Source organism: Thalassolituus marinus (assembly GCF_020320395.1).
In the GTDB taxonomy this organism is placed as follows: Bacteria; Pseudomonadota; Gammaproteobacteria; order Pseudomonadales; family Oceanobacteraceae; genus Venatoribacter; species Venatoribacter marinus.
Window position 1 is genome coordinate 136,367 of record NZ_JAEDAH010000043.1, and the last position, 21,386, is coordinate 157,752.

21 protein-coding genes and 1 tRNA gene are annotated in these 21,386 nt (G+C 53.0%); 11 read left to right on the forward strand and 11 right to left on the reverse strand.

Features of this window, described 5'->3' with window-relative positions:
- Positions 1–35: 35 nt before the first annotated feature.
- The 4 genes from I9W95_RS09335 (at position 36) to I9W95_RS18385 (ending at position 3,773) form a co-directional block, all read left to right on the forward strand.
- Positions 36–572, forward strand: a complete 537-nt coding sequence (locus I9W95_RS09335; protein WP_225674161.1) for an SPOR domain-containing protein — start codon at positions 36–38, stop codon at positions 570–572.
- 89 nt (positions 573–661) lie between these two features.
- Positions 662–2,641, forward strand: coding sequence for a RecQ family ATP-dependent DNA helicase (locus tag I9W95_RS09340; protein WP_225674163.1), 1,980 nt, complete (start codon positions 662–664; stop codon positions 2,639–2,641).
- Between the two features lie 15 nt (positions 2,642–2,656).
- Entirely contained in the window at positions 2,657–3,520 is an 864-nt protein-coding gene (locus I9W95_RS09345) for an alpha/beta fold hydrolase (RefSeq protein WP_225674165.1), read from the forward strand.
- 121 nt (positions 3,521–3,641) lie between these two features.
- Positions 3,642–3,773, forward strand: a complete 132-nt coding sequence (locus I9W95_RS18385) for a hypothetical protein (RefSeq protein WP_263866151.1) — start codon at positions 3,642–3,644, stop codon at positions 3,771–3,773.
- Positions 3,774–3,891: 118 nt separating this feature from the next.
- Here the strand turns inward: I9W95_RS18385 and I9W95_RS09350 are convergent, their stop codons facing one another.
- Positions 3,892–5,052 (reverse strand): iron-containing alcohol dehydrogenase, encoded by a 1,161-nt coding sequence (locus I9W95_RS09350; protein ID WP_225674167.1) that lies wholly within the window; start codon positions 5,050–5,052, stop codon positions 3,892–3,894.
- A gap of 192 nt (positions 5,053–5,244) precedes the next feature.
- On the opposite strand from I9W95_RS09350, the gene I9W95_RS09355 reads away from it, so the two are divergent.
- The gene (locus I9W95_RS09355) at positions 5,245–6,114 is read left to right on the forward strand and encodes an AraC family transcriptional regulator (protein WP_225674168.1); all 870 of its coding nucleotides are present in this window, start codon (positions 5,245–5,247) and stop codon (positions 6,112–6,114) included.
- Between the two features lie 84 nt (positions 6,115–6,198).
- Here I9W95_RS09355 and I9W95_RS09360 read toward each other — a convergent pair whose 3' ends face one another.
- The 9 genes from I9W95_RS09360 to I9W95_RS09400 form a co-directional block, all read right to left on the reverse strand.
- Positions 6,199–6,357, reverse strand: coding sequence for a hypothetical protein (locus I9W95_RS09360; protein ID WP_225674170.1), 159 nt, complete (start codon positions 6,355–6,357; stop codon positions 6,199–6,201).
- Positions 6,338–6,541 (reverse strand): hypothetical protein, encoded by a 204-nt coding sequence (locus I9W95_RS09365; protein WP_225674172.1) that lies wholly within the window; start codon positions 6,539–6,541, stop codon positions 6,338–6,340. The genes I9W95_RS09360 and I9W95_RS09365 overlap by 20 nt, the downstream gene beginning before the upstream one ends.
- Positions 6,541–7,062 (reverse strand): hypothetical protein, encoded by a 522-nt coding sequence (locus tag I9W95_RS09370; protein ID WP_225674174.1) that lies wholly within the window; start codon positions 7,060–7,062, stop codon positions 6,541–6,543. The genes I9W95_RS09365 and I9W95_RS09370 overlap by 1 nt, the downstream gene beginning before the upstream one ends.
- A gap of 526 nt (positions 7,063–7,588) precedes the next feature.
- Positions 7,589–7,664 (reverse strand) — tRNA-Phe (locus tag I9W95_RS09375).
- Positions 7,665–7,746: 82 nt separating this feature from the next.
- A complete protein-coding gene (locus tag I9W95_RS09380; protein ID WP_225674176.1) occupies positions 7,747–8,025 on the reverse strand; it encodes an oxidative damage protection protein in 279 nt (92 codons plus the stop codon).
- A complete protein-coding gene (gene mutY, locus I9W95_RS09385) occupies positions 8,022–9,086 on the reverse strand; it encodes an A/G-specific adenine glycosylase (protein WP_225674178.1) in 1,065 nt (354 codons plus the stop codon). The genes I9W95_RS09380 and mutY overlap by 4 nt, the downstream gene beginning before the upstream one ends.
- Positions 9,087–9,139: 53 nt before the next feature.
- Positions 9,140–11,554 (reverse strand): bifunctional diguanylate cyclase/phosphodiesterase, encoded by a 2,415-nt coding sequence (locus I9W95_RS09390; protein WP_225674181.1) that lies wholly within the window; start codon positions 11,552–11,554, stop codon positions 9,140–9,142.
- A 290-nt stretch (positions 11,555–11,844) separates the two neighbouring features.
- Positions 11,845–12,462 carry an MlaC/ttg2D family ABC transporter substrate-binding protein gene (locus tag I9W95_RS09395; protein ID WP_225674183.1) on the reverse strand — a complete coding sequence of 206 codons (618 nt, stop codon included), beginning with the start codon at positions 12,460–12,462 and terminating at the stop codon, positions 11,845–11,847.
- 112 nt (positions 12,463–12,574) lie between these two features.
- A complete protein-coding gene (locus I9W95_RS09400; RefSeq protein WP_225674185.1) occupies positions 12,575–12,988 on the reverse strand; it encodes an acetyl-CoA sensor PanZ family protein in 414 nt (137 codons plus the stop codon).
- 132 nt (positions 12,989–13,120) lie between these two features.
- Here I9W95_RS09400 and hisB point away from each other — a divergent pair, with 132 nt between their 5' ends.
- From hisB to I9W95_RS09435, 5 genes are all read left to right on the forward strand, one after another.
- Positions 13,121–13,711 carry an imidazoleglycerol-phosphate dehydratase HisB gene (gene hisB, locus I9W95_RS09405; RefSeq protein ID WP_225674187.1) on the forward strand — a complete coding sequence of 197 codons (591 nt, stop codon included), beginning with the start codon at positions 13,121–13,123 and terminating at the stop codon, positions 13,709–13,711.
- A gap of 12 nt (positions 13,712–13,723) precedes the next feature.
- A complete protein-coding gene (gene hisH / locus I9W95_RS09410; RefSeq protein WP_225674189.1) occupies positions 13,724–14,368 on the forward strand; it encodes an imidazole glycerol phosphate synthase subunit HisH in 645 nt (214 codons plus the stop codon).
- A 40-nt stretch (positions 14,369–14,408) separates the two neighbouring features.
- Positions 14,409–15,149, forward strand: coding sequence for a 1-(5-phosphoribosyl)-5-[(5-phosphoribosylamino)methylideneamino]imidazole-4-carboxamide isomerase (gene hisA, locus I9W95_RS09415; protein ID WP_225674191.1), 741 nt, complete (start codon positions 14,409–14,411; stop codon positions 15,147–15,149).
- A 2-nt stretch (positions 15,150–15,151) separates the two neighbouring features.
- A complete protein-coding gene (hisF, locus tag I9W95_RS09420) occupies positions 15,152–15,916 on the forward strand; it encodes an imidazole glycerol phosphate synthase subunit HisF (protein ID WP_225674193.1) in 765 nt (254 codons plus the stop codon).
- 147 nt (positions 15,917–16,063) lie between these two features.
- A complete protein-coding gene (locus tag I9W95_RS09435) occupies positions 16,064–18,322 on the forward strand; it encodes a TonB-dependent receptor plug domain-containing protein (RefSeq protein WP_318653605.1) in 2,259 nt (752 codons plus the stop codon).
- Positions 18,323–18,379: 57 nt separating this feature from the next.
- Here I9W95_RS09435 and serA read toward each other — a convergent pair whose 3' ends face one another.
- The gene (gene serA / locus I9W95_RS09440) at positions 18,380–19,609 is read right to left on the reverse strand and encodes a phosphoglycerate dehydrogenase (protein ID WP_225674194.1); all 1,230 of its coding nucleotides are present in this window, start codon (positions 19,607–19,609) and stop codon (positions 18,380–18,382) included.
- Positions 19,610–19,843: 234 nt separating this feature from the next.
- On the opposite strand from serA, the gene I9W95_RS09445 reads away from it, so the two are divergent.
- Positions 19,844–21,247, forward strand: a complete 1,404-nt coding sequence (locus I9W95_RS09445; protein WP_225674196.1) for an FAD-binding oxidoreductase — start codon at positions 19,844–19,846, stop codon at positions 21,245–21,247.
- Positions 21,248–21,386: the final 139 nt, after the last annotated feature.

Sequence of the window (21,386 nt, forward strand, 5' to 3'; positions counted from 1 at the left end):
TCAACAATTTATGCGACAGGTAAACAGGAAGCACCATGTCAGAAGGCGGTAGCAAAATTCCAAAGTGGGTGTGGATTACCACACCGACCCTGGCATTGGCGTTTGTCGGTTTTATTCTGTACCTGACCACCATTCCGGCCGGTGATGAACTGGATGCGGTGAAAGGCGATGCACGCAAAGCGCTGCAGCTGGGTGTGGAAAAGGCGAAGGAAGAGACCGCTAAACAGGTGAGCAAACCGGCTTACGAGTTCTACAAACTGCTGGAAAACCAGACGGTTGAAGTGCCAGAGGTCGAGGCTTATCAGTCCACGCCGAAAGACGATGTGAATTATCAGTATCGTCTGCAGGCGGGTTCTTTCCGCTCTGCCGATGATGCTGAGCGCCTGCGTGCCAGTCTGTTGCTGGAAGGGTTAACGGCCTACCGCCAGGAATCGACGGTGAACGGCAGTACCTGGCACCGGGTATTTGTCGGGCCTTTTACCGATCGCTCGAAAATGAATAAAGCGCAGGATTTACTGGCAGAGCGCAGCATCAGCCCGCTGGTGCTGAAAGAAGAAGTTAAAAAGCAGTAATTAACTGTGAAAAAACGCCTCAACTGAGGCGTTTTTTTATGCACCACCCTATAGTCGCTATTCTCGTTTTTTCACAAGGAAAGGCACGTATGACACAGACGGCCTGGCAGGATGTATTACAGCAACAGTTTGGCTTCGCGCAATTACGCACCGGACAACAACCCGTGGTGGAAGCCTTGCTGGCAGGTAAATCAGCCGCTGCTATTTTTCCCACCGGTTCCGGGAAGTCGTTGTGTTATCAGCTGCCTGCGTTAATGCTGCCACATCTGACGCTGGTGATTTCACCCTTGCTGGCCTTGATGCAGGATCAGGTGCAGTTTCTGCGCAGCAAAGGAATTAACGCTGCCACTATTGATTCCAGCCAGAGCCGGGACGAAACACAGGACGTGATGAACGGCGTACGCAGTGGCACCGTAAAAATCTTAATGGTGTCGGTCGAGCGCCTGAAGAACGAGCGCTTCCGTCAGTTTATTAATCAGATACCGATCTCGTTGCTGGTGGTGGACGAAGCCCACTGTATTTCTGAATGGGGTCATAACTTTCGCCCGGATTATTTAAAGCTGCCCGATTACTGCCGTGAATTTCAGGTGCCACAGGTGTTGCTGTTAACCGCAACGGCGACCACTGCGGTTATTAATGATATGCAGCGGCATTTTGCTATTGCACCGGAAAATGTCGTTTGTACCGGCTTTTACCGACCCAATTTACGCTTGCTGGCACAACCAACACCCTTGGCGCAGCGTGCCGATAAATGCACTACCTGGCTGAATTATCTGGCGCGTAAAAGCGCGGAAAAACAGCAGGATTTTGCGGCTATTGTATACGTTACTTTGCAGGCAACTGCCGAAGACGTTGCGGCGACATTAAACAGCCGCTTACCGTTCGCGGTAGAGGCTTATCACGCCGGACTGGATGCCCCGACCCGTGAAGCAATTCAGCAACGTTTTATGCAGGGCCAGACGCCGGTTATTGTCGCCACCATTGCTTTTGGTATGGGCGTGGATAAGAGCAATATCCGTCAGGTGATTCACTACGATCTGCCGAAATCCATAGAGAACTACAGCCAGGAAATCGGCCGCGCCGGACGAGATGGCAACGCGTCTGATTGCATTATGCTGGGCGATAGCAGTGGCCTGACGGTACTGGAGAACTTTGTCTACGGCGATACGCCGGAGGCCAGCTGTATTCGTCTGGTGCTGGATACCATTAAAGCGCAGCAAAGCGGCGGTCAGTGGGAAGTGCTGATGACGCCGCTGTCGGCGGCCAGCAATATTCGTTTATTACCACTGAAAACCCTGCTGGTTAATCTGGAAATGCGTGGCGTATTAACCTCGCTGTACAGCTATTTTGCCGAATATAAATACCGCCTGACGGTCAGTGAAAGTGAATTGCTGGCGCATTTTCAGCCTGAGCAGCAACAGTTTTTGCAGGCCATTCTGTCCAGCAGTGATAAGGGACGGGTGTGGTACAGCCTGAATACCGAAGCGTTATTTAAAACCGTAGGCAGCGATGATATTCAGGTGCGTACGCGGGCGCTGACAGCACTGGAGTTTTGTCAGGAGCGTGGCTGGTTGCAGCTGGAAAGCAAGCAGATGACTGATGTATATCGGGTGAATGAGCAGGCATTGAATGCAGCTGAATTGGCCGACGAGTTGTACCAGCATTTTCTGCATAAGCAGCAAAGTGAGATTGGGCGTATTCACGCCATGCTCGATTTATTCCGCCAGCCAAAGTGTCTGAGCCGGCAGCTGGCGGCTTATTTTGCTCAGCCACTGGCGCAGAATTGCGGTCATTGTTCGGTTTGTCGCGGCCAGTTTGTGGCGTGGAACGATGCCCCCGCCACGGTGCTGTGCCCGCCTGATCTGCCTGCCTTGTGTCAGCAACTGGATCAGCAGGTGACGGCCACCTTCGGCTGCGCGGCCAGTGATGAGCTGTTAACCCGTTATTTCTGTGGTATTCATGTGCCATGGCTGAGCAAGGTTAAGGCGCGTTCTCTGGGCTCTATGGGGCGGCTGGAACAGGTGCCTTACGCTCAGGTGAAGCAGTGGGTCAGCGGCAGCCGACGCTGACAGCAGGAGAAATGCATGGCGATTGAGCAGACAACGGAATACCTCAGCATTCAGACCGCAGAAGGCCCGCGCCGTATGGCCTGGCAGTGCTGGCGCGACAGTAGTGCTGAGCCACGGCCATTGCTGATCTGTGTACATGGTTTGACGCGCAACAGCCGCGATTTCGACCTGCTGGCAGAGAGGCTGGCCGCACAGTATGTCGTTATATGCCCCGATGTACTGGGGCGTGGCGACAGCGACTGGCTGCAGAATCCGGCGCTGTACGGTTACCCGCTGTATATCAGCCAGATGCAGCAACTGCTGAGCCATCTGTACAGCCAGTTTGGCGTTGCGGAATGCGACTGGCTGGGCACCTCTATGGGCGGTCTGATTGGCATGATGCTGGCTGCCAATCCAGCTTCCGGTATTCGTCGGCTGGTATTGAACGATATTGGCCCTTTTATTCCCTACAGCGCGTTGCGGCGTTTGGGTGACTATGTGGGTAAGGCGGGTACGTTTGTCGATGTGACAGCGGTAGAGGCCTATCTGCGTAAGGTGGCTGCGCCTTTTGGTCCACTGACGGATGAACAATGGCAGCATCTGGCCCGGCATGGTTCAGAGCCCTGCGATGAGGGGCTGCGTCTGCGTTATGACCCGGGTATTGCTGATGGGCTGAAGCTGGTTACTGAAGATGTTGATCTCAGTGCGGTGTGGCAGGTAGTGAGTTGTCCGGTGCTGGTATTGCGTGGTGCAGAGTCAGATTTGTTGCTTGCAGCAACCGCGCGCAGCATGCTGCAACGGCCGGATACACAGTTGGTCGAATTTCCAGGTGTAGGCCATGCGCCTATGCTTATGGCCAAAGATCAGATAAATGCAGTAGAGCATTTCCTGTTCGGCTGACCTGCCTGGCCGGATTACAGAATCCGTACAAAATAACAACAAAAACCCGCCACGAATGACAGAACGGCTGTTCAACAGTGTTCTACACTCATAGTAATGAAAGTTAATTTGGGTGTATGTGGTGAATCACTTCAAACTTACCGACATCGAAAGCGATGATCTGACTGAGGAGCAGATGCTCCACATTCATATTGTTGCGGCCCTCGCCAGCAGTTTGCTGTTGTTTGCGGTGGCCTACATGACCATCAGCTGAACTGGCTGATATGCAGCAGGCTGGGTCCTGCTGATCTCAAAGCCTGCCCTTACGGCAGGCTTTTTTGTGCCTGTTTTCCGCCAGTGCGCAGCCCGAAGGCCACGCAGAGGGTGGTGAATCAGGCGTACGCGTCTTCAAGGATGGCGCGACTGATATCCAGCGTCAGGTCACCGCTTTCAGACAGCGCTGTCATACCGTGTTTTTCCAGCGCATCGATCACATCACTGAGCTGCTCCTGAGCGACACCATACTCTGACAGGCGGGTTTTAATTCCCACAGATTCAAAGAACGCGCGGGTTTTGCCGATAGCGGCATCAATGCGCTGGTCTTCACTGCCATCACGGATGTCCCATACACGCTCAGCATACTGCAGTAACTTGGCGCGCTTTTTATCCTTGCGCAGCTTCCAGGCGGATGGCTGCACAATGGCCAGCGTCTGCGCGTGATCAATGCCGAACAGAGCGGTCAGCTCATGGCCGATCATGTGCGTACTCCAGTCATGCGGTACGCCTGCACCGATAAAGCCATTCAGAGCCCAGGTTGCGCTCCACACCAGGGCTGAGCGCGCTTCGTAGTTATCTTTCTCGGCCAGCGTAAGCGGGGCTGTTTCGATCAGGGTTTTCAGCAGACCCTCGGCAGTTCGGTCCTGTACCGGCGCATTGGCCGGGAAGGTGACGTACTGCTCGAGAATATGCACGAAGGCATCGACGATACCATTGGCAACCTGGATATCTGGCAGCGTGAAGGTCAGTGACGGGTCCAGAAACGAGAATTTCGGATAGTTCAGCGGACTCATTACCGGGAACTTGCCGCCCTGATAAGAAACCACCGCACCCATATTCATTTCGGAACCGGTGGCCGGCAGGGTAGCGACTGTGCCCATCGGAATGGCTGTACTGATCGGCAGTGGACCAAAGCCATGATAGAGCAGGCTGGCTTCATCTCCCTCAAATGGCGCTGCTGCGGCAACGAACTTGGTGCCGTCCATTACTGAGCCGCCGCCTACGGCGAGCAGGAAATCGACGTTCTCGCGGCGCACAATTTCGACGGCTTGCATCAGGGTTTCAAACTTAGGGTTGGGCTCAATGCCGCCGAACTCCACGACGCTGCGCTCGCCAAGGCTGCTGATGACTTTGTCGAGGGTGCCGAAGCGTTTAACACTGCCACCGCCATACAGCACCAGTACCTTGGCCTCGGCGGGAATCAGCTTATCCAGTTCTGCCAGACGATCCCGGCCAAAGACGATATGGGTAGGATTGTAGTAATCGAAGTTTTGCATGTGACGGTTCTCCCGAAGGTGTGGTCAATTCATCTGATGTGTACAGATTAAGCCTTTGGGAGTTTTTCAGAATGGGCTATACACCCAGAATCATGCCTAAAACTATCACTTGTGATTTTTTTTGCGAGATCCTGGTGCATGTCAGCGGTACACTTTGCTTTCGGTAAATGATTGATACAGCGGGAGCTGGAGATGAGTTCGTTAGTCGATAATCTGAGCGTTCTGGCAGCGAAAGAAGGCTATAACCGCACGGCTCTCAGTGGTGTGGGGGTATTTCGCTCTGATTCATCCTCGGCGCGAGAGCCGCTGTGTTACAGCCAGGGCGTTATTATCATGGCGCAGGGGAGTAAACGTGTGTACCTGGATGAGCAGGCATACGACTACAACCCGGATAACTATCTTGTACTGACGCTGCCATTGCCTGCTGAATGCGAGACGCTGGTCGAGCCGGGTAAGCCAATGCTGTCACTGATACTCGATATAGACATTACCCTGCTGAATGAGTTGGTGCGTTTGTTTGATGAGCATGGCCCTTTAGGTCAGCGTGCGCGTCAGCCTGATAACAAGGGGCTGTACGTCAGTCAGTGCACGGATGAGCTGTCGTGCGTGGTTGAACGGCTGGCGCAGGTACTGCGTTCGCCGATGGAAAGCGCTGTGCTCGGAGCCGGGCTGAAGCGCGAAGTGCTGTTCCATATTCTGAAGGGGCCGAATGCGGCGCCACTGTTTGCGCTGGTTTCTCACAATACTCACCTGGCTCGTCTGGAGCGGGCGATGAAGTATCTGCATGAGCACTATGATCAGAACCTGGATGTAGAGCAGCTGGCAGCGATGGCCAATATGAGCCCGTCGAGTTTTCACCGTAATTTTCGCCAGATCACTGCGTCCTCACCGATTCAGTATGTGAAGAAAATTCGCCTGACGCGTGCACGTGAGCTGCTGATGGATCAGGGGGTAAAAGTGAAGCAGGCGGCGGCCCGCGTTGGTTATGAAAGCCCGACACAATTCAGCCGGGAATTTAAGCGCTATTTCGGCCATAGCCCGCAGGAAACACTGTCGGCATGAACGGAGAGGCTGGCTGAATAAAGTCAGACTGCAGAAACGAAAAAGCCCCGCTCTTTTAAATGGTGATGAGCAGCGCATTTGGCTTTACTTGAGTTTTGCCCCTTTGCTTTTCATGTGGGCTTTTATTTGCGCAGCAATCTGGTTGGCCCGAGCTGCAGCATTTTCAGGAGAAGCCTCACCGGCTAAAGGCGAGTATTGCTTTTCGTGATCCATGACGGATGGATTAGTTGTTTTCTGTGTCATCCTGACTGATCTCCTTCATTGTCTTTTGTGTGCCGGAAGCAAGGTAGTCTGGCTCATTATTACCCTTTGCCAGCCTTTCTAGTTCCTGTGCTCGTCGTTTAGCGAACTCTTCTATTTCCTTTTGAGTCCAGCCCTTTTTTTGTCTTGCATCAGCTAAGCGCTTTTCGTCTTTTGAATCAGTCATCACAATATGTCTCGTGTGAGATAGTCGCCTTTAGTGACGTAGGTGTATCCGTACTTTTCGTAGAAAGCTTTTACAGTGTCATTAACAGGATTCATGATTCTAATATGATTGGCATTTATCATTCGAGCGTAGATCTCGTAAGCCAGAATGATGACGTCAAATACGTTTGACCTGCTGCCCAGGTCTCTCGGCATTGCCTCGACTACATCAAGCCTCATGCCAGTCGCATTGTACGTTGGACGACCAATCGATATTGCAGACAACTGAGATTGCTCCCACACAGCTATTTCAAAGCGTTTCGGGTAGTTCGCACGGTAAAAATTATAGTTACTGATCCAATCCCAATCGTACTGCCTGAGAGATGATAAGCTCCAGGCTTGAGTTGCCTGCAGGGCTTGGCTGGTTATCGGCGTTAGCCTGAATCGTTCACCTGCTGACCGTTCTGCAACTTGCAGTGTTAGCTCGCGAATTTTCGCGTAGCGCATTTCAGCCTCGGTTCTCGATGGTGGAGCCATTGCCATATCACTCCTTGATTGTGGCTTTGGCTATTCTATTGCGCAGCTTGTTGAGTACTTAATGAAGTAGAGAAAAATCAACCGCAATGCTTAGGGCTGTTAGGTAGTGAGGGCGGGAGAGTCGTACGTCCAGAAACGAAAAAGCCCCGCTCTTTTGCAAGTAGCTAGGCTCTTAGAATAAATGGTGCCCAGAGGTGGACAAATGGGTAGGGAGCCCATTTGCACAGCCGCAGGCTGCCCGCAGGGGCATAGCCATGGATGGCTATGATGAATCGAACCTGTGAGGTGACGCCTGAACGAAACGCCAGAAACGAAAAAGCCCCGCTCTTTTGCAAGTAGCGAGGCTCTTAGAATAAATGGTGCCCAGAGGCGGACAAATGGGGAGGGAACCTATTTGCACAGCCGCAGGCTGCCCGCAGGGGCATAGCCATGGATGGCTATGATGAATCGAACCCGTGAGGTGACGCCTGAACGAAACGCCAGAAACGAAAAAGCCCCGCTCTTTTGCAAGTAGCGAGGCTCTTAGAATAAATGGTGCCCAGAGGCGGAATCGAACCACCGACACGGGGATTTTCAATCCCCTGCTCTACCGACTGAGCTATCTGGGCACTGCGTGGTCACTAGGTCGTGATCAGCAAGTGGCGCGTATTAAACCGTTTGCCCGGGTTGCTGTCAAGCACCTGAAACACTTTATTTATCTTTATTTTCAGGCACATAGCCTTCGGCTTTGTCGTAATCGTCGCCGCTGAGGAATTTTGCCCTCTGTTCGGTCAGATATTTACGTGCCTGCATATCCATCATGTTCAGATGCTTCTCATTGATCAGGCGGGTCTGGTGTTCAGTCCACTCGGCCCATGCTTTGCGGGATACCTGATTGAAGATTTCTTCGCCCTTAGGGCCGGGAAAAGGCGGCGCGTCCAGACCTTCCAGTTCCTGTTGGTACTTCTGGCAGAATACGGTTCGGCTCATAGCAATATCTCTGTCTGATGGCTGTCGAGCAGCATTTTTACCGGGGCAGCCAGCCCCAGCGTGCCGGGTTGTTGGGGATTGTACCAGTAACCCATGTCCTGTTCGCGCACTGCGGCAGGTGTACTGTTTAAGCGGAATACAACCGGCTGAATATCCAGGTGATAGTGACTGAAGGTATGGCGGAAAGGCGTCAGCCACTCTTCTTTGTAATCACAGCCACTGATATTGGCTGCCAGCCACTGTGTCGCTTCGGCGCTATCAGCGGCTTCCGGGAAACTCCACAGACCGCCCCAGATTCCTTTTTGCGGGCGTTGCTGCAGCAGAAAGTGGTTATCCGGGGTGCAGGCCATAATCAGTAGCGTGCTGCGTACCGGCTTCTGTTTTTTCGGTTTGCTGTTGGGGAACTGAGTCGGTTTACCAGTTTGCAGGCCTGCACATTGTGGCTGCAGCGGGCAGATGCCACAGGCTGGTTTGCTGCGGGTGCAGAGTGTCGCACCCAGGTCCATCATTGCCTGGGTGTATTCGCGTGAGCTGTGGTCTGGCGTAAGTTGCTCGGCAATTTCCCACAACTGGTTCTGCACGCGGGTTTCACCGGGCCAGCCTTCAATGGCGAGAAAGCGGGTCAGCACCCGTTTAACGTTGCCATCGAGAATGGGGGCATTGATACCCATGCTGATAGAAGCAATGGCAGCTGCGGTTGAGCGGCCGATGCCAGGCAGGCTTGCCAGTTGGTCAACGCTTTCCGGGAACTGGCTGTTATAGTCGTTTACTACTTTCTGCGCGCAGGCGTGCAGGTTTCGTCCGCGAGCGTAGTATCCAAGCCCGGTCCACAAGTGCAGGACTTCGTCCTGTTCTGCTGCAGCCAGGCTTTGTACATCAGGAAAGCGCGCCATAAAGCGTTCGTAGTATGGAATGACGGTGGTGACCTGGGTTTGCTGCAGCATGATTTCAGACACCCACACCCGGTAGGGGGTGATATTTTGTTGCCACGGGAGGTCTTTACGGCCGTTCTGGTGATACCAGTTCAGTACCGCTTCCGAGAAGGTAAATGCACTGCTCATGTTGGCGAATATTCAGGCGTGTTCAGACAGATGGCCGTAGTATACGGCATCTGTCACAGGGTGATGTCGTTGTTGTCTTTCAGGCGTTCATTTTCACTGAGGAACTGGTGCAGCTGTCCCAGCGACAGCGGACGGCTGAACAGGTAGCCCTGACCTTCGTCGCAGTTATTCTGACGCAGGAACTGCAGTTGCTCCTGGGTTTCCACGCCTTCGGCGACCACTGTCATCGACAGCTTGTGTGCCATCGCAATGACCGCCGCGGTAATCGCCATGTCGTTTTTGTCTTCCGGAATATCCATAACGAAGGATCGGTCGACCTTCAGAACATCAATCGGGAAACGCTTGATGTAGGCCAGAGAGGAATAACCGGTACCGAAGTCATCAATGGCAATCGCTACGCCGGTTTTCTTGATTTCCTGCATGATCTGAATAGCCGACTCAACGTCTTCCATCAGCGTGCTTTCGGTGATCTCAAGCTCGAGACAGTGCGGCGGAATATTGGTGATTTCCAATACGCTGCGAATACGCTGTAACAGATGCGGATCGGTGAACTGTCGGGCCGACAGGTTAACAGCCACCTTAGCGTGTTCCGGCAGAACGTTGCTGCGAATCAGTGAGCTGATCTGACGACAGCTCTGTTCCAGTACCCAGCTACCAATCTCCAGAATCTGTCCGGTTTCTTCCGCCACCGGAATGAAGCGGTCAGGGGTAATCATGCCTTTTTCAGGGTGCTGCCAGCGGATCAGTGTTTCAACCCCGGTGATGCCGAAGTCGAACAAGCTGATTTTCGGCTGGAACACCAGGCTGAATTGCTGACGGGCAATGGCTTCGTTGATTTCCTTCTCCAGCGACAGGTGCTCGAGAATGGAGTGATTCATATCTTCTGAGAAGAACTGGAAATTGTTACGGCCAAGTTCCTTGGCGCGATACATCGCCAGGTCGGCGTTTTTCATCAGGGTGTTGGCGTCAGTTGAATCTTCCGGCGTCATCGTGATGCCGATACTAACGGTGGTAACGATATCCTGACCTTTGATTCGAATCGGTTTGGCCATGGCGTGCAGCAGTTTCTCTGCGACCACCAGTACGTCAGATGTGTGGTGGACATCGGTCAGCAGAATCGTGAATTCATCGCCACCAATGCGCGATACCGTGTCATTTTCGCGTACGGTATTACTCAGTCGGTGGGCGACTTCCTTCAGCAGGATGTCGCCGGCGTCGTGCCCCAGAGTATCGTTAACGCGTTTGAACTGGTCCATATCGAGGAACATCAGTGCCATGGACGAGCCTGAGCGCAGAACGCTTTTCACCGACTTTTCCAGTCGGTTACGGAACAGACGGCGGTTAGCCAGGCCCGTCAGCGGGTCGTAGAAGGCCAGGGTTTCCATCTGAATCTGCGCGGCTTTCAGCTCGGAGATATCAGAAATCGCGCCGAGGTAGCCAAGCAGTTCGCCGTTGCGGTCGTGCAGCGCACTGGCCAGCATATGGATCCACAGAGGGCTCTGGTCGCGGCGCAACAATCGCAGTTCCAGTGCAATACTTTCCTGTTCGCAAATCAGTCGATTCCAGGCGTGCTGAACGGCGGAAATATCATCGGGGTGAATACGGGCAAACCATTCCTGCATGCCTGGCAGATCGTCCTGTACGCCGTGGATGTCGCGCCAGCGCTGATTAACGTACTGCAGGTGCTGTTTCGGATCGACCTGAAAGATGCCAACCGGCGACAGGGCCGTCAGTTTACGGAAGCGCTCTTCACTGGTTTTCAGCGAGGCGTTTTCTTCTTCTACGGTACGCAGCAACGAGTTAAACAGATCAACCAGATCACCCAGTTCATCATTGTTTTCTTTACTGGCGCGGATCGAGTAATCCTTGCGTAGCATGATGTTACGCAGGGTATCGCTCAGCTCGCGCATTGGTCGCGCTACGACTTCCTGCAGGCGTGAGGCGAGTAATAACGACAGAATGCTGGCAGCGGCGAGAATGATGCCGGAGAAAATCAGAAACTGCTGAATACGGTGAATCAGATCCTGCTGACTGATTTCTATATACAGGGTGCCGATGGGGGTGTCATCGAGCAGAATCGGAAAAAACTGACTGAATGTCGACTGGCGATTTGCCTGCAACGAATGCAGCTGTCGTGGACATTCGGGGGCAGAATCCTGACTGCGGTAACCAGCTGCCAGGGTTTGCGGATCGGCGTAAATACAGCCACGTTGTACGCTGGTGTCAGCTTTCAGGGTGTTGAGGTTTGTTTTCAGCAGATCAAAATCGCCGAACGTCAGTGCTGCGGTAGCACGGTTGGCAATCACTTCACCAAGAATGGTCAGCTTACGCTCCACATCCTGGCGTGCGAGATAGTACTCCAGCGAAATAAAAGCGAGGTTGGAGGTGAGAAGCGTCAGTCCGGTAGTGATAAGGGCTACCATGACGAGTTTGCGTCGCAGCGACTGGGTACGCAGGGTGCCAATCATAGTGCTGAGCCCCTCATTCCCTGACGGCGGTTATTCCTGAATTTACTGTGGCTGTAGCCAACAGACTGACTGACCATAGAGTGCTGTGATCCTGCTGGTGAACGACTGATAGTGTCAATCCGGATGTCTGCGTGCAAGTGTGAATGTCGGAAGAGACTGTCATTTTGCGCAACAAGTCTCTAACAGAGTAGGTACAGAAGGGCTGTTTGTCAGTAGCGCGGGCAAAAAAAACTGGCCGCAGGGGCCAGTTAACAAGGGGGAGGAAAAACAGAAGCAGTATGTGCTTTCTGTTAGTTTGCATCCTCAACCGAAAGTTCCGCCAGCAGGTCATTCATGCTGATGTTCTGCAGGCGTTCACTCAACTGATCCCGGTAGGTTTTCACCATGCCAAGTCCGGCGACTACGGCGTCGTATACTTTCCACTCTGCCGTTTGCTTGTCCTTGTAGAGACGGAAATCAATCGGAACTGTCTGGCCACTGGTCTGGGTCAGTGTGCCCTTAACCAGGGCACGATCGCCACTGTCATTGAACATTGGCTCTTCAAATACGAACTGTTCGCCATTAAAGGCTTTGAAAGCGCCTGCGTAGGTACGGATCTGACGTTCGCGGAAGCGATCGATAAATGCCTGACGCTGATCCGGTGTAGCACGACGCCAGTATTTACCCAGAGCACCCATGGCGATTTTTTCCTGATCGATGGCTGGCACGATGTAGGTTTCTACCAGACGGCGTACTTCCTCTTCTGTACGTTGCTCAGGTGTCAGCTTGTTCAGCTCTTCAATAACACCAAAGGTCGCAGTGGTGACGACGTCTTTAGGGGATGGTATGTCAGCTGCAAAGGCCTTGGTGCCGATCAATGCGGTGATCAGCAGGAGAAAGGCGGATACAGACTGCAGGGCGATTCTCATCAGCGGTTGCTCCGGTCGTATTCGATCTGAGGACAGTATGGCTTTGTCAGAGTTCTAATTAAAGCCACGCTGTCCGAATATTTTGTTGCAACAGTGGGATAATTTGCACTCTTTATTGTGGATTGTAGAAGGTTTTGTCCTCAAAAGACTCAAAGCCCCGACGGATCAGCGCCTGCTGCAGTGCTTCCGGGCAGTTTGGTTCAATGGCCAGTTGCAGGCCTTCGCTGTCTGCCCAGCGCTGGATGAAGTGAATCATCTGGTGCATAACGCCGCGGCGCTGGGTCACAGCCCGTACCCCGGCGGCAGACAATACGACCGTATCGGGCGAGGTTTTCTCGGCCAGCAAGGCGCCGATCAGACGGTCGTTAAAGCGGCCGGCAATTACCCAGTGATCGTTATCCAGCCATTGGCTGAGTGCAACCTGATCTTTGTTCAGACCATCGGGGCTGGTTTCCTGCTGGATCTTGGAAAGATCGGTCCAGTCAGCCTCGCTGGGCTGGTGGATATGTTCGAGTTTAACGGGCACAGCGGGCTCCCATTAAGGTGTGTGTTTAGCGGGCGAGATTTTTAGCGCTGTCAGCCTCAGTCTGGCCTACTTTCTTAAGCGCTTTGCTTTATAATGCTTTCTTTTCCATTTTGCGAGAGTTGGAGCTAGCCCATGACCCGCGCCGCAACGGTCGAGCGTAATACGCTGGAGACCCAGATCAGCATCACCATTGACCTCGATGGTACCGGTAACGCTAAGTTTGATACTGGTGTGCCTTTCCTCGAGCACATGCTGGATCAGATTGCCCGTCATGGTCTGATCGACCTCGACATCACCTGCAAGGGTGATAATCACATTGATGATCACCACAGCGTTGAAGATATCGGTATCACGCTGGGTCAGGCGTTTGCCAAAGCCGTTGGTGATAAGAAAGGTATCGTTCGCTACGGTCACTCTTATGTGCCGCTGGACGAAGCTTTGTCACGCGTTGTGATCGACTTCTCTGGTCGTCCGGGCCTGTTTATGAATGTTGAGTTCACCCGCGCCTCTATTGGCAAACTGGATACTCAGTTGTTCTGGGAGTTCTTCCAGGGCTTCGTGAATCACGCCGGCGTGACTCTGCACATTGATAACATCAAGGGCTTTAACGCTCACCACCAGGCCGAGACCATCTTCAAGGCTTTCGGTCGCGCACTGCGTATGGCGCTGGCTGAAGATCCACGCATGGCGGGTGTTATGCCTTCCACTAAAGGTTGTCTGTAAGGAAGTAATGTCATGAGCAGTAAAATCTGTGCTGTCATCGACTATGGCATGGGCAACCTTCACTCCGCTCACGGTGCGCTGCAAACGGTCGCGCCGGATACCAAAGTGGTTGTGACCAGTGATCCTGAAGTCATTCTGAAAGCCGACCATGTGGTTCTGCCGGGCGTTGGTGCTATTCGCGACTGTATGGCTGAAATCCGTGCTCAGGGTATTGATCAGGTGGTAGCCGAGGTCCGCAACAGCAAACCGTTACTGGGTATCTGCGTTGGCCTGCAGGCGATGATGGATAGCAGTGAAGAAAACGGTGGTGTTGACTGCATGGGGCTGTTTTCTGGTCAGGTGAAGTTCTTCGGCAACGATCTGGTTGAGAACGGTGAGCAACTGAAGGTTCCGCATATGGGCTGGAACCGGGTTGAGCAGGTAGCGCACCCGTTGTGGTCCGGCATCGCTGACAACAGCCGTTTTTACTTTGTGCACTCCTATTATGTGCAGGCGGCAGATGCCTCGCAGGTAAAAGGTCGTGGCCACTACGGCGTCGATTTCGCCGCGGCAATGGGTCAGGACAATGTTTTTGCTGTGCAATTCCACCCGGAGAAGAGCCACAACGCTGGTCTGGCGTTGCTGCGTAACTTCCTCGCCTGGGACGGTCAGGCCTGAGCGTAAACGAATTTCCGATTTTTGAAGGTAAGGTAAAACAATGCTGGTAATCCCTGCGATTGATTTAAAAGATGGTCAGTGCGTGCGTCTGCGTCAGGGCCGTATGGATGATTCCACGGTATTCGGTGACGATCCTGTGTCCATGGCTAAGCGTTGGGTTGATGCTGGCTGTCGTCGCCTGCACCTGGTGGATCTGAATGGTGCGTTCGCCGGTGAGCCGGTGAATGGTGAAGCTGTGACCGCAATTGCTAAAGCATTCCCGGGTCTGCCAATTCAGATTGGCGGTGGTATCCGTACACTGGAAACTATTGAGCACTACATCAAAGCCGGTGTGAGCTACGTCATTATCGGAACGAAAGCAGTGAAAGAGCCTGAGTTCGTGAAGGAAGCCTGTAAAGCATTTCCGGGCACTGTGATTGTGGGTCTGGATGCGCAGGACGGCTTTGTTGCTACCGATGGCTGGGCTGAAGTGTCTGAAGTGAAAGCGGTTGATCTGGCTAAGCAGTTTAAAGATGACGGTGTGACTTCCATTGTTTACACCGATATCGCTCGTGACGGCATGATGCAGGGCGTTAACGTTGAAGCGACGCTGAATCTGGCGGTTGAAGGCGGTATTCCGGTGATCGCTTCTGGCGGTGTTACCAATATCGAAGACATTCGTGCGCTGTCGAAAGTGGCGGGTCAGGGCATTCTGGGTGCGATCACTGGTCGCGCTATCTATGAAGGCACGCTGAACGTTGCTGAAGCTCAGGCTCTGGCCGACGAACTGACAGGAAAATAATCATGGCACTGGCTAAGCGCATCATTCCTTGTCTGGATGTGGATAAAGGTCGCGTTGTTAAAGGCGTGAACTTTGTTGGTATTCGTGACGCCGGTGACCCGGTTGAGATTGCCAAGCGTTACAACGACCAGGGTGCAGACGAGATTACCTTTCTCGATATTACGGCCAGCCATGAAGGTCGCGATACCACGGTGCATATGGTGGAAGCCATTGCCGAGCAGGTGTTTATTCCGCTGACTGTTGGTGGCGGTATTCGCGAGCTGGAAGATATCCGCCGTATGCTGAATGCCGGTGCTGACAAGGTGTCGATCAACTCTGCGGCGGTATATAACCCTGAGTTTGTTAAAGCGGCATCGGATAAGTTTGGCGCGCAGTGCATTGTGGTGGCGATTGATGCCAAGCAGGTGGCTGATGACCGCTGGGAAATCTTCACTCACGGTGGCCGTAAACCAACCGGTATTAACGCGGTTGAGTGGGCGGTGAAAATGGCTGAGTACGGCGCTGGCGAGATTCTGCTGACGTCGATGGATCGTGATGGTGTGAAGTCTGGCTTTGATCTGGGCGTGACCCGTGCAATCGCCGATGCGGTCAATATTCCGGTGATTGCCTCCGGTGGCGTGGGTAATCTGGACCATCTGGTGGATGGCGTTAAGCAGGGCCATGCTGATGCAGTGCTGGCGGCGAGTATTTTTCACTTTGGTGAATACACGGTGCAGCAAGCGAAGGAACATATGGCAGCGGCCGGCATTGAGATGCGGCTGGACTGACATAGTGAAATGTTGACGAAAGCCCGGTTTCGATAAGAAATCGGGCTTTTTTTTGAACTGAAGGAAAAGCTGCCGCAATTTCGCATTTGAAAATGCAGAGTCATGCGGTGTAATGAGCAGCCTGATGTATAAGGGTTCAGACAGGAAATGAGTACACGGAAATCCCTGGCGCAGTTCGGCGCGTTATTGGTACTGGCCAGTTCAGGTCAGTTCGCTTTTGCGGAGTCAGATATGATTCCGGAGCTGATGTTCGAGCCTGAAATTCCAGAAGTGCTTACCCCGGTGAGATTGCAGCAACCGCTGGCCGAGGTGCCTGCCAGTGTTACTGTGATAACGGCAGAGCAGATGCGCTTATGGGGTGTCTCTGATCTGGTATCAGCATTCCGCTTTGTTCCGGGTTTCTTTGTTTCAACCGAGCTGATTTCTAACTCCTCCAGTGTGGTTTATCACTCCGGTGAAATGACCCTGGCTCGTCGTCTGGAAGTACTGGTCGATGGACGGTCTGTGTATAAAGCGTCGTTTGCTAACGTCGATTGGGACAAGCTCAATATCGCTGTTGAGGATGTGGAGCGGATTGAGATCACCCGCGGCCCCAGTGCGGCAAGTTACGGCACCAATGCTCTGCAGGGTGTTATTAACATTATTACCCGTCACCCGGCGGACAGTGAGGAAGTGAGCGCTCGTCTGGAATACGGCAGCGAAGCGCGACGCAGGGCCTATCTTAGTTCAGCACTACGCGGTTTGACGGCTCAGTCCAGGGTCAGTGTTTATGCCGCCAAAGAAGGGCAGGGCGGTGATTATCATGCGGACGTGGGCACGATCGGAGGTTACCCCGATTTGAATCAGTCACTGGGAGTTAACTGGTCCGGAGCCTGGCAGCCATCAGCGGATAATAGTCTGCGCTGGCAGGTCGGACGTCAGCAGCAGAAACGTGACAATATGGCGGATTCGGATTTCCAGCTGAACTCGCCCCTGGAAAGAACCCTGTCGGATATGGCCTGGTTGCGCTGGAGCAGTCAGCGCTCAGCGGATCATCAGTGGCAGCTGCAGGGCTACTGGCAAAGTGAGAATACAGAAAACGAGTTTGATGCCTGTCTGCCAACCCTGTCACTGGATGGACAGATGGCTGTGCTGTATGAAATGAACCCTGAACTTGCCGATACGCTGGCACGTGGCACTCTGATGCTTCAGCCGGGAGCTGCCGATGATGCCACCCAGTTGCAGATTACGCAGGTGTACCAGGGATTGGCATTAGGGCTGATTGATGCGCAGCAGTTGTCGGTGTTGCTGTCGGGACTGGGTGGTGATGCGATCAGCGTGTCGGACGAGGAATATCAGGTCGCTCAGTGGAGTATTGCGCAGGCGGTTATGGCTGATGGTCTGGCAGAGATCGCCTGTGGTACTGCAAACTACGACCTCTACGAAGAGCGTGCGCATATCGAATGGCAGGATACCCGCCGCTGGAATGACGTATTGCGCTCGGTGCAGGGAATTGGCTATCGCGAAGATCGCATTAACAGTGATACCTACTTCGGTGGAAAGCTGAAGAAGACGCAATGGATGGCGTTCAGTAACGTTGAATATCGAATGTTCAGCGATCTTATCTGGTCTTTGTCGGTAATGGCTGAGTACATCCCGGATGAGAAAGTTCGTTATTCGCCACGTTTCGGTATGAACTATCTGCTCAGCGATCATCAGAGTGTGCGTATGCAGGTGGCGCGTAGTCGTCGTACGCCGGATCTTGCAGAGCAATATCTGGATGCTCGACTGACGCTGCGCGGCCTGAGTGAGAACTACCTGGCGGCGCCTTCTGCAGACCTTCTGTACCGTGCTCAGGCATCAGGCTTAGAAGACAGTCTCGAAGATGAGCGTATCCTTGCCTGGGAGCTGGGCTACTTCCACTACTTCAGCAATCCATCGCTGCAGCTGGATGTGAAGCTTTTCCGCGAGACTATGACGGATCTGATCAGTACCAGTATCACGCTGAGTGATGTGGAGATCGTAAACAACGGTACGCTGACTCTGACCGGTATCGAAGGGCAGATGAGCTGGCAGCCGGTGCAGGGACAAAGTTTGTTACTGGGCTGGTTGCTGCAGGATCGTGAGTTTGATGCTGAAAACGAAATGGCGCTCGGGGCAGAGACCAGTCTGAAAGCCTCCTGGACACGCAATACCGGTTCAACCGAGCAGATGCTGGCGGCTTTCTGGGATCGCTCGCGTTATCTTAAATCCGGTGATGCAGCTCAGGGGCATTATGGTCAGAAACGTATCTCCGGTCGTACGGCCTTCAATACCGATCTGGGAACCTTGTCGTTAACCGCAGTTTACAATGCTCTGGCAGAGCGGGTGCTGTATGAGCGTGATCCGCGCTGGCTGGTGAAGGCTGGCTGGAGTGTTGACTGGTAAGTTAAAGGCAAAAAAAACGGCAGCTCAGGCTGCCGTTTTTTTGCTGCTGGAAAGCAATCAGTACAGTACGCGGGCGCGGATAGTGCCTTCGACTTCTTTGATTTTTTCCAGAGCCAGTTCAGAAGCATCTGCTGCAACGTCGATCACAACGTAACCCACTTCTTCAACTGTCTGCAGGTACTGACCTGAGATGTTGATGTTGTTGTCGGCGAAGATGCTGTTGATTGCATTCATAACGCCAGGCACGTTTTTGTGGATGTGCAGGATACGGTGAACGTTCGGGTTGGATGGCAGTGCCACTTCCGGGAAGTTCACAGAAGACGTGGTGGTACCGTTGTCGCTGTACTGAGCCAGCTTCTCGCCCACTTCCTTACCGATGTTTTCCTGCGCTTCCATGGTGGAGCCACCAACGTGTGGAGTCAGGATCACGTTGTCGAATTCACGCAGCGGAGTCAGGAACTCTTCGTCGTTAGAGCGTGGTTCAACCGGGAATACGTCGATGGCAGCGCCCAGCAGTTTCTTGCTGCGAACCGCTTCAGCCAGAGCATCGATATCAACCACAGTGCCGCGGGAAGCGTTCAGCAGGATAGAACCCTGCTTCATTTCTGCGAACTGTTCAGGACCCATCATCCATTTGGTTGCTGCTGTTTCTGGAACGTGCAGAGACACAACGTCAGCGATGTTCAGCAGTTCGTTCAGTGAGCCAACCTGCTTGGCGTTACCGATAGGCAGTTTGGTAACTACGTCGTAGAAGTAAACTTCCATGCCCATGCTTTCAGCCATAACAGACAGCTGAGTACCGATAGAACCATAACCAACGATACCCAGTTTCTTGCCACGGATTTCGAAAGAGCCGTTGGCAGACTTGTCCCAGCCACCGCGGTGACACTGAGCATTCTTGGCCGGAATACCACGCATCAGCATGATGATTTCAGCCAGAGACAGTTCGGCTACAGAGCGGGTGTTGGAGTATGGCGCGTTGAACACAGCAACACCGCGCTTGGTCGCTGCTTTCAGGTCAACCTGGTTGGTACCGATGCAGAAACAACCAACTGCGATCAGCTTCTCAGCGGCCGCGAAGATCTCTTCGGTCAGCTGGGTGCGGGAACGAATGCCAATGAAGTGTGCATCTTTGATGCGCTCTTTCAGTTCATCGTCCGGCAGGGAAGTTTTCAGGTAGTCGATATTGGTGTAGCCCGCTGCATGCAGAGTGTCGAGTGCAGACTGGTGTACGCCTTCCAACAAGAGAAATTTGATCTTGCTTTTATCGAGTGACGTTTGAGCCATGGTGATACCTATAGACAGTAAGTAAACCTGTTCAGTGGCCAGCGGTTGATGACAGGGCGCCGATGTTACTACGGGGGCGCGATGTTGGCCGACTCACCGGGAGTGAAAACCACTCCGAAAAATAAGGCGCGTATGCTAGCATAACCCGCCTGTTAACGTGAGCCTCAAACCCGGTTTTCATCACGAAGATTACTCATTTTGAGGTGAATACCTTTCATCTAAGCGGAATTTTCCATGACTGCTCTGACTCAAGACGCCCTTATTGAACGGTTATCTGCCATTGTGGGCAGCGACAAAGTTCGTACCGACGCCGATTCTCTGCAAACCTTCGGTAAGGACTGGACCAAGATCTACGAGCCAAAGCCATCGGCCATCGTTTTTCCTAAGACTACTGAGCAGGTGCGCGACATCGTCCTGCTGGCCAACGAGCATGGCCTGGGTCTGGTGCCATCCGGCGGCCGTACTGGTCTGAGTGCAGGTGCTGTCGCGGCCAATGGAGAGGTGGTTGTAGCGTTCGACTACATGAATCAGATCGCAGAATTCAATGCGGTTGACCGCACGGTTAAATGCGGTGCGGGTGTGATTACTGAGCAGCTGCAGACCTATGCCGAAGATCAGGGGCTGTTCTACCCGGTGGATTTCGCATCTGCTGGTTCAAGTCAGATCGGCGGTAACATCGGCACCAATGCTGGTGGTATTAAGGTGATTCGCTGGGGGATGACCCGTGACTGGGTTGCGGGCCTGACAGTGGTTACTGGTAAAGGCGATATCCTGCGCCTGAATAAAGACTTGCTGAAGAACAACACCGGCTACGATATGCGTCAGCTGTTTATCGGTGGTGAAGGTACGCTGGGTTTTGTTACCGAAGCGACAATGCGTCTTACTCGCCCGCCAAAGAATCTGACCGTTCTGGTACTGGGAGTGCCGGAGCTGGATGATGTGATGAAAGTGCTGAATCAGTTCCAGTCACAAATGGATCTGACTGCTTTTGAGTTCTTCTCTGATAAGGCTATGCAGAAAGTGCTGGCGCGCGGCGATGTGCCGGCGCCGTTTGAAAGCAGCACAGATTTCTATGCGCTGATCGAATTTGAAGCCATTGCTGAAGCCGATATGGATCTGGCCATGACCATCTTTGAACAGTGCGTTGAAAACGGCTGGGTGATGGATGGCGTGATCAGTCAGAGCGAAACTCAGGCGGCTAACCTGTGGCGCCTGCGTGAAGATATCTCTGAAACCATTTCTGAGTGGACGCCATATAAGAACGATATCTCTGTGGTTGTATCGAAAGTGCCGCCGTTCCTGCGCGATATTGATGAGATCGTTACCCGCGAATACCCGGATTTTGAGATTATCTGGTTCGGCCATATTGGCGACGGTAACCTGCACCTGAACATTCTTAAGCCGGAAAACCTGCCCAAGGAAGAGTTCTTCCAGCGTTGCGCTAAGGTATCGACCTGGGTGTTCGAAATCGTTGAGAAGTACGATGGTTCGGTATCCGCTGAACACGGTGTTGGTATGACCAAAAAGCCATATCTGGAATACACCCGCTCGGCTGAAGAGCTGGCGTATATGAAAGCGGTTAAAGCAGTATTCGACCCGAATAACGTTATGAACCCGGGTAAACTGGTGGATATGTAATCCACCTGTCTACCGATAAAAAAACCGGTATCAGTTGCCTGATACCGGTTTTTTTATGGTTCATCGCATTTAAGCGTGAAAAATGAGAACGGCAGTAAAATCGGTTAAGTTTGCATTCGCCAAAACCCAAACAAAACCG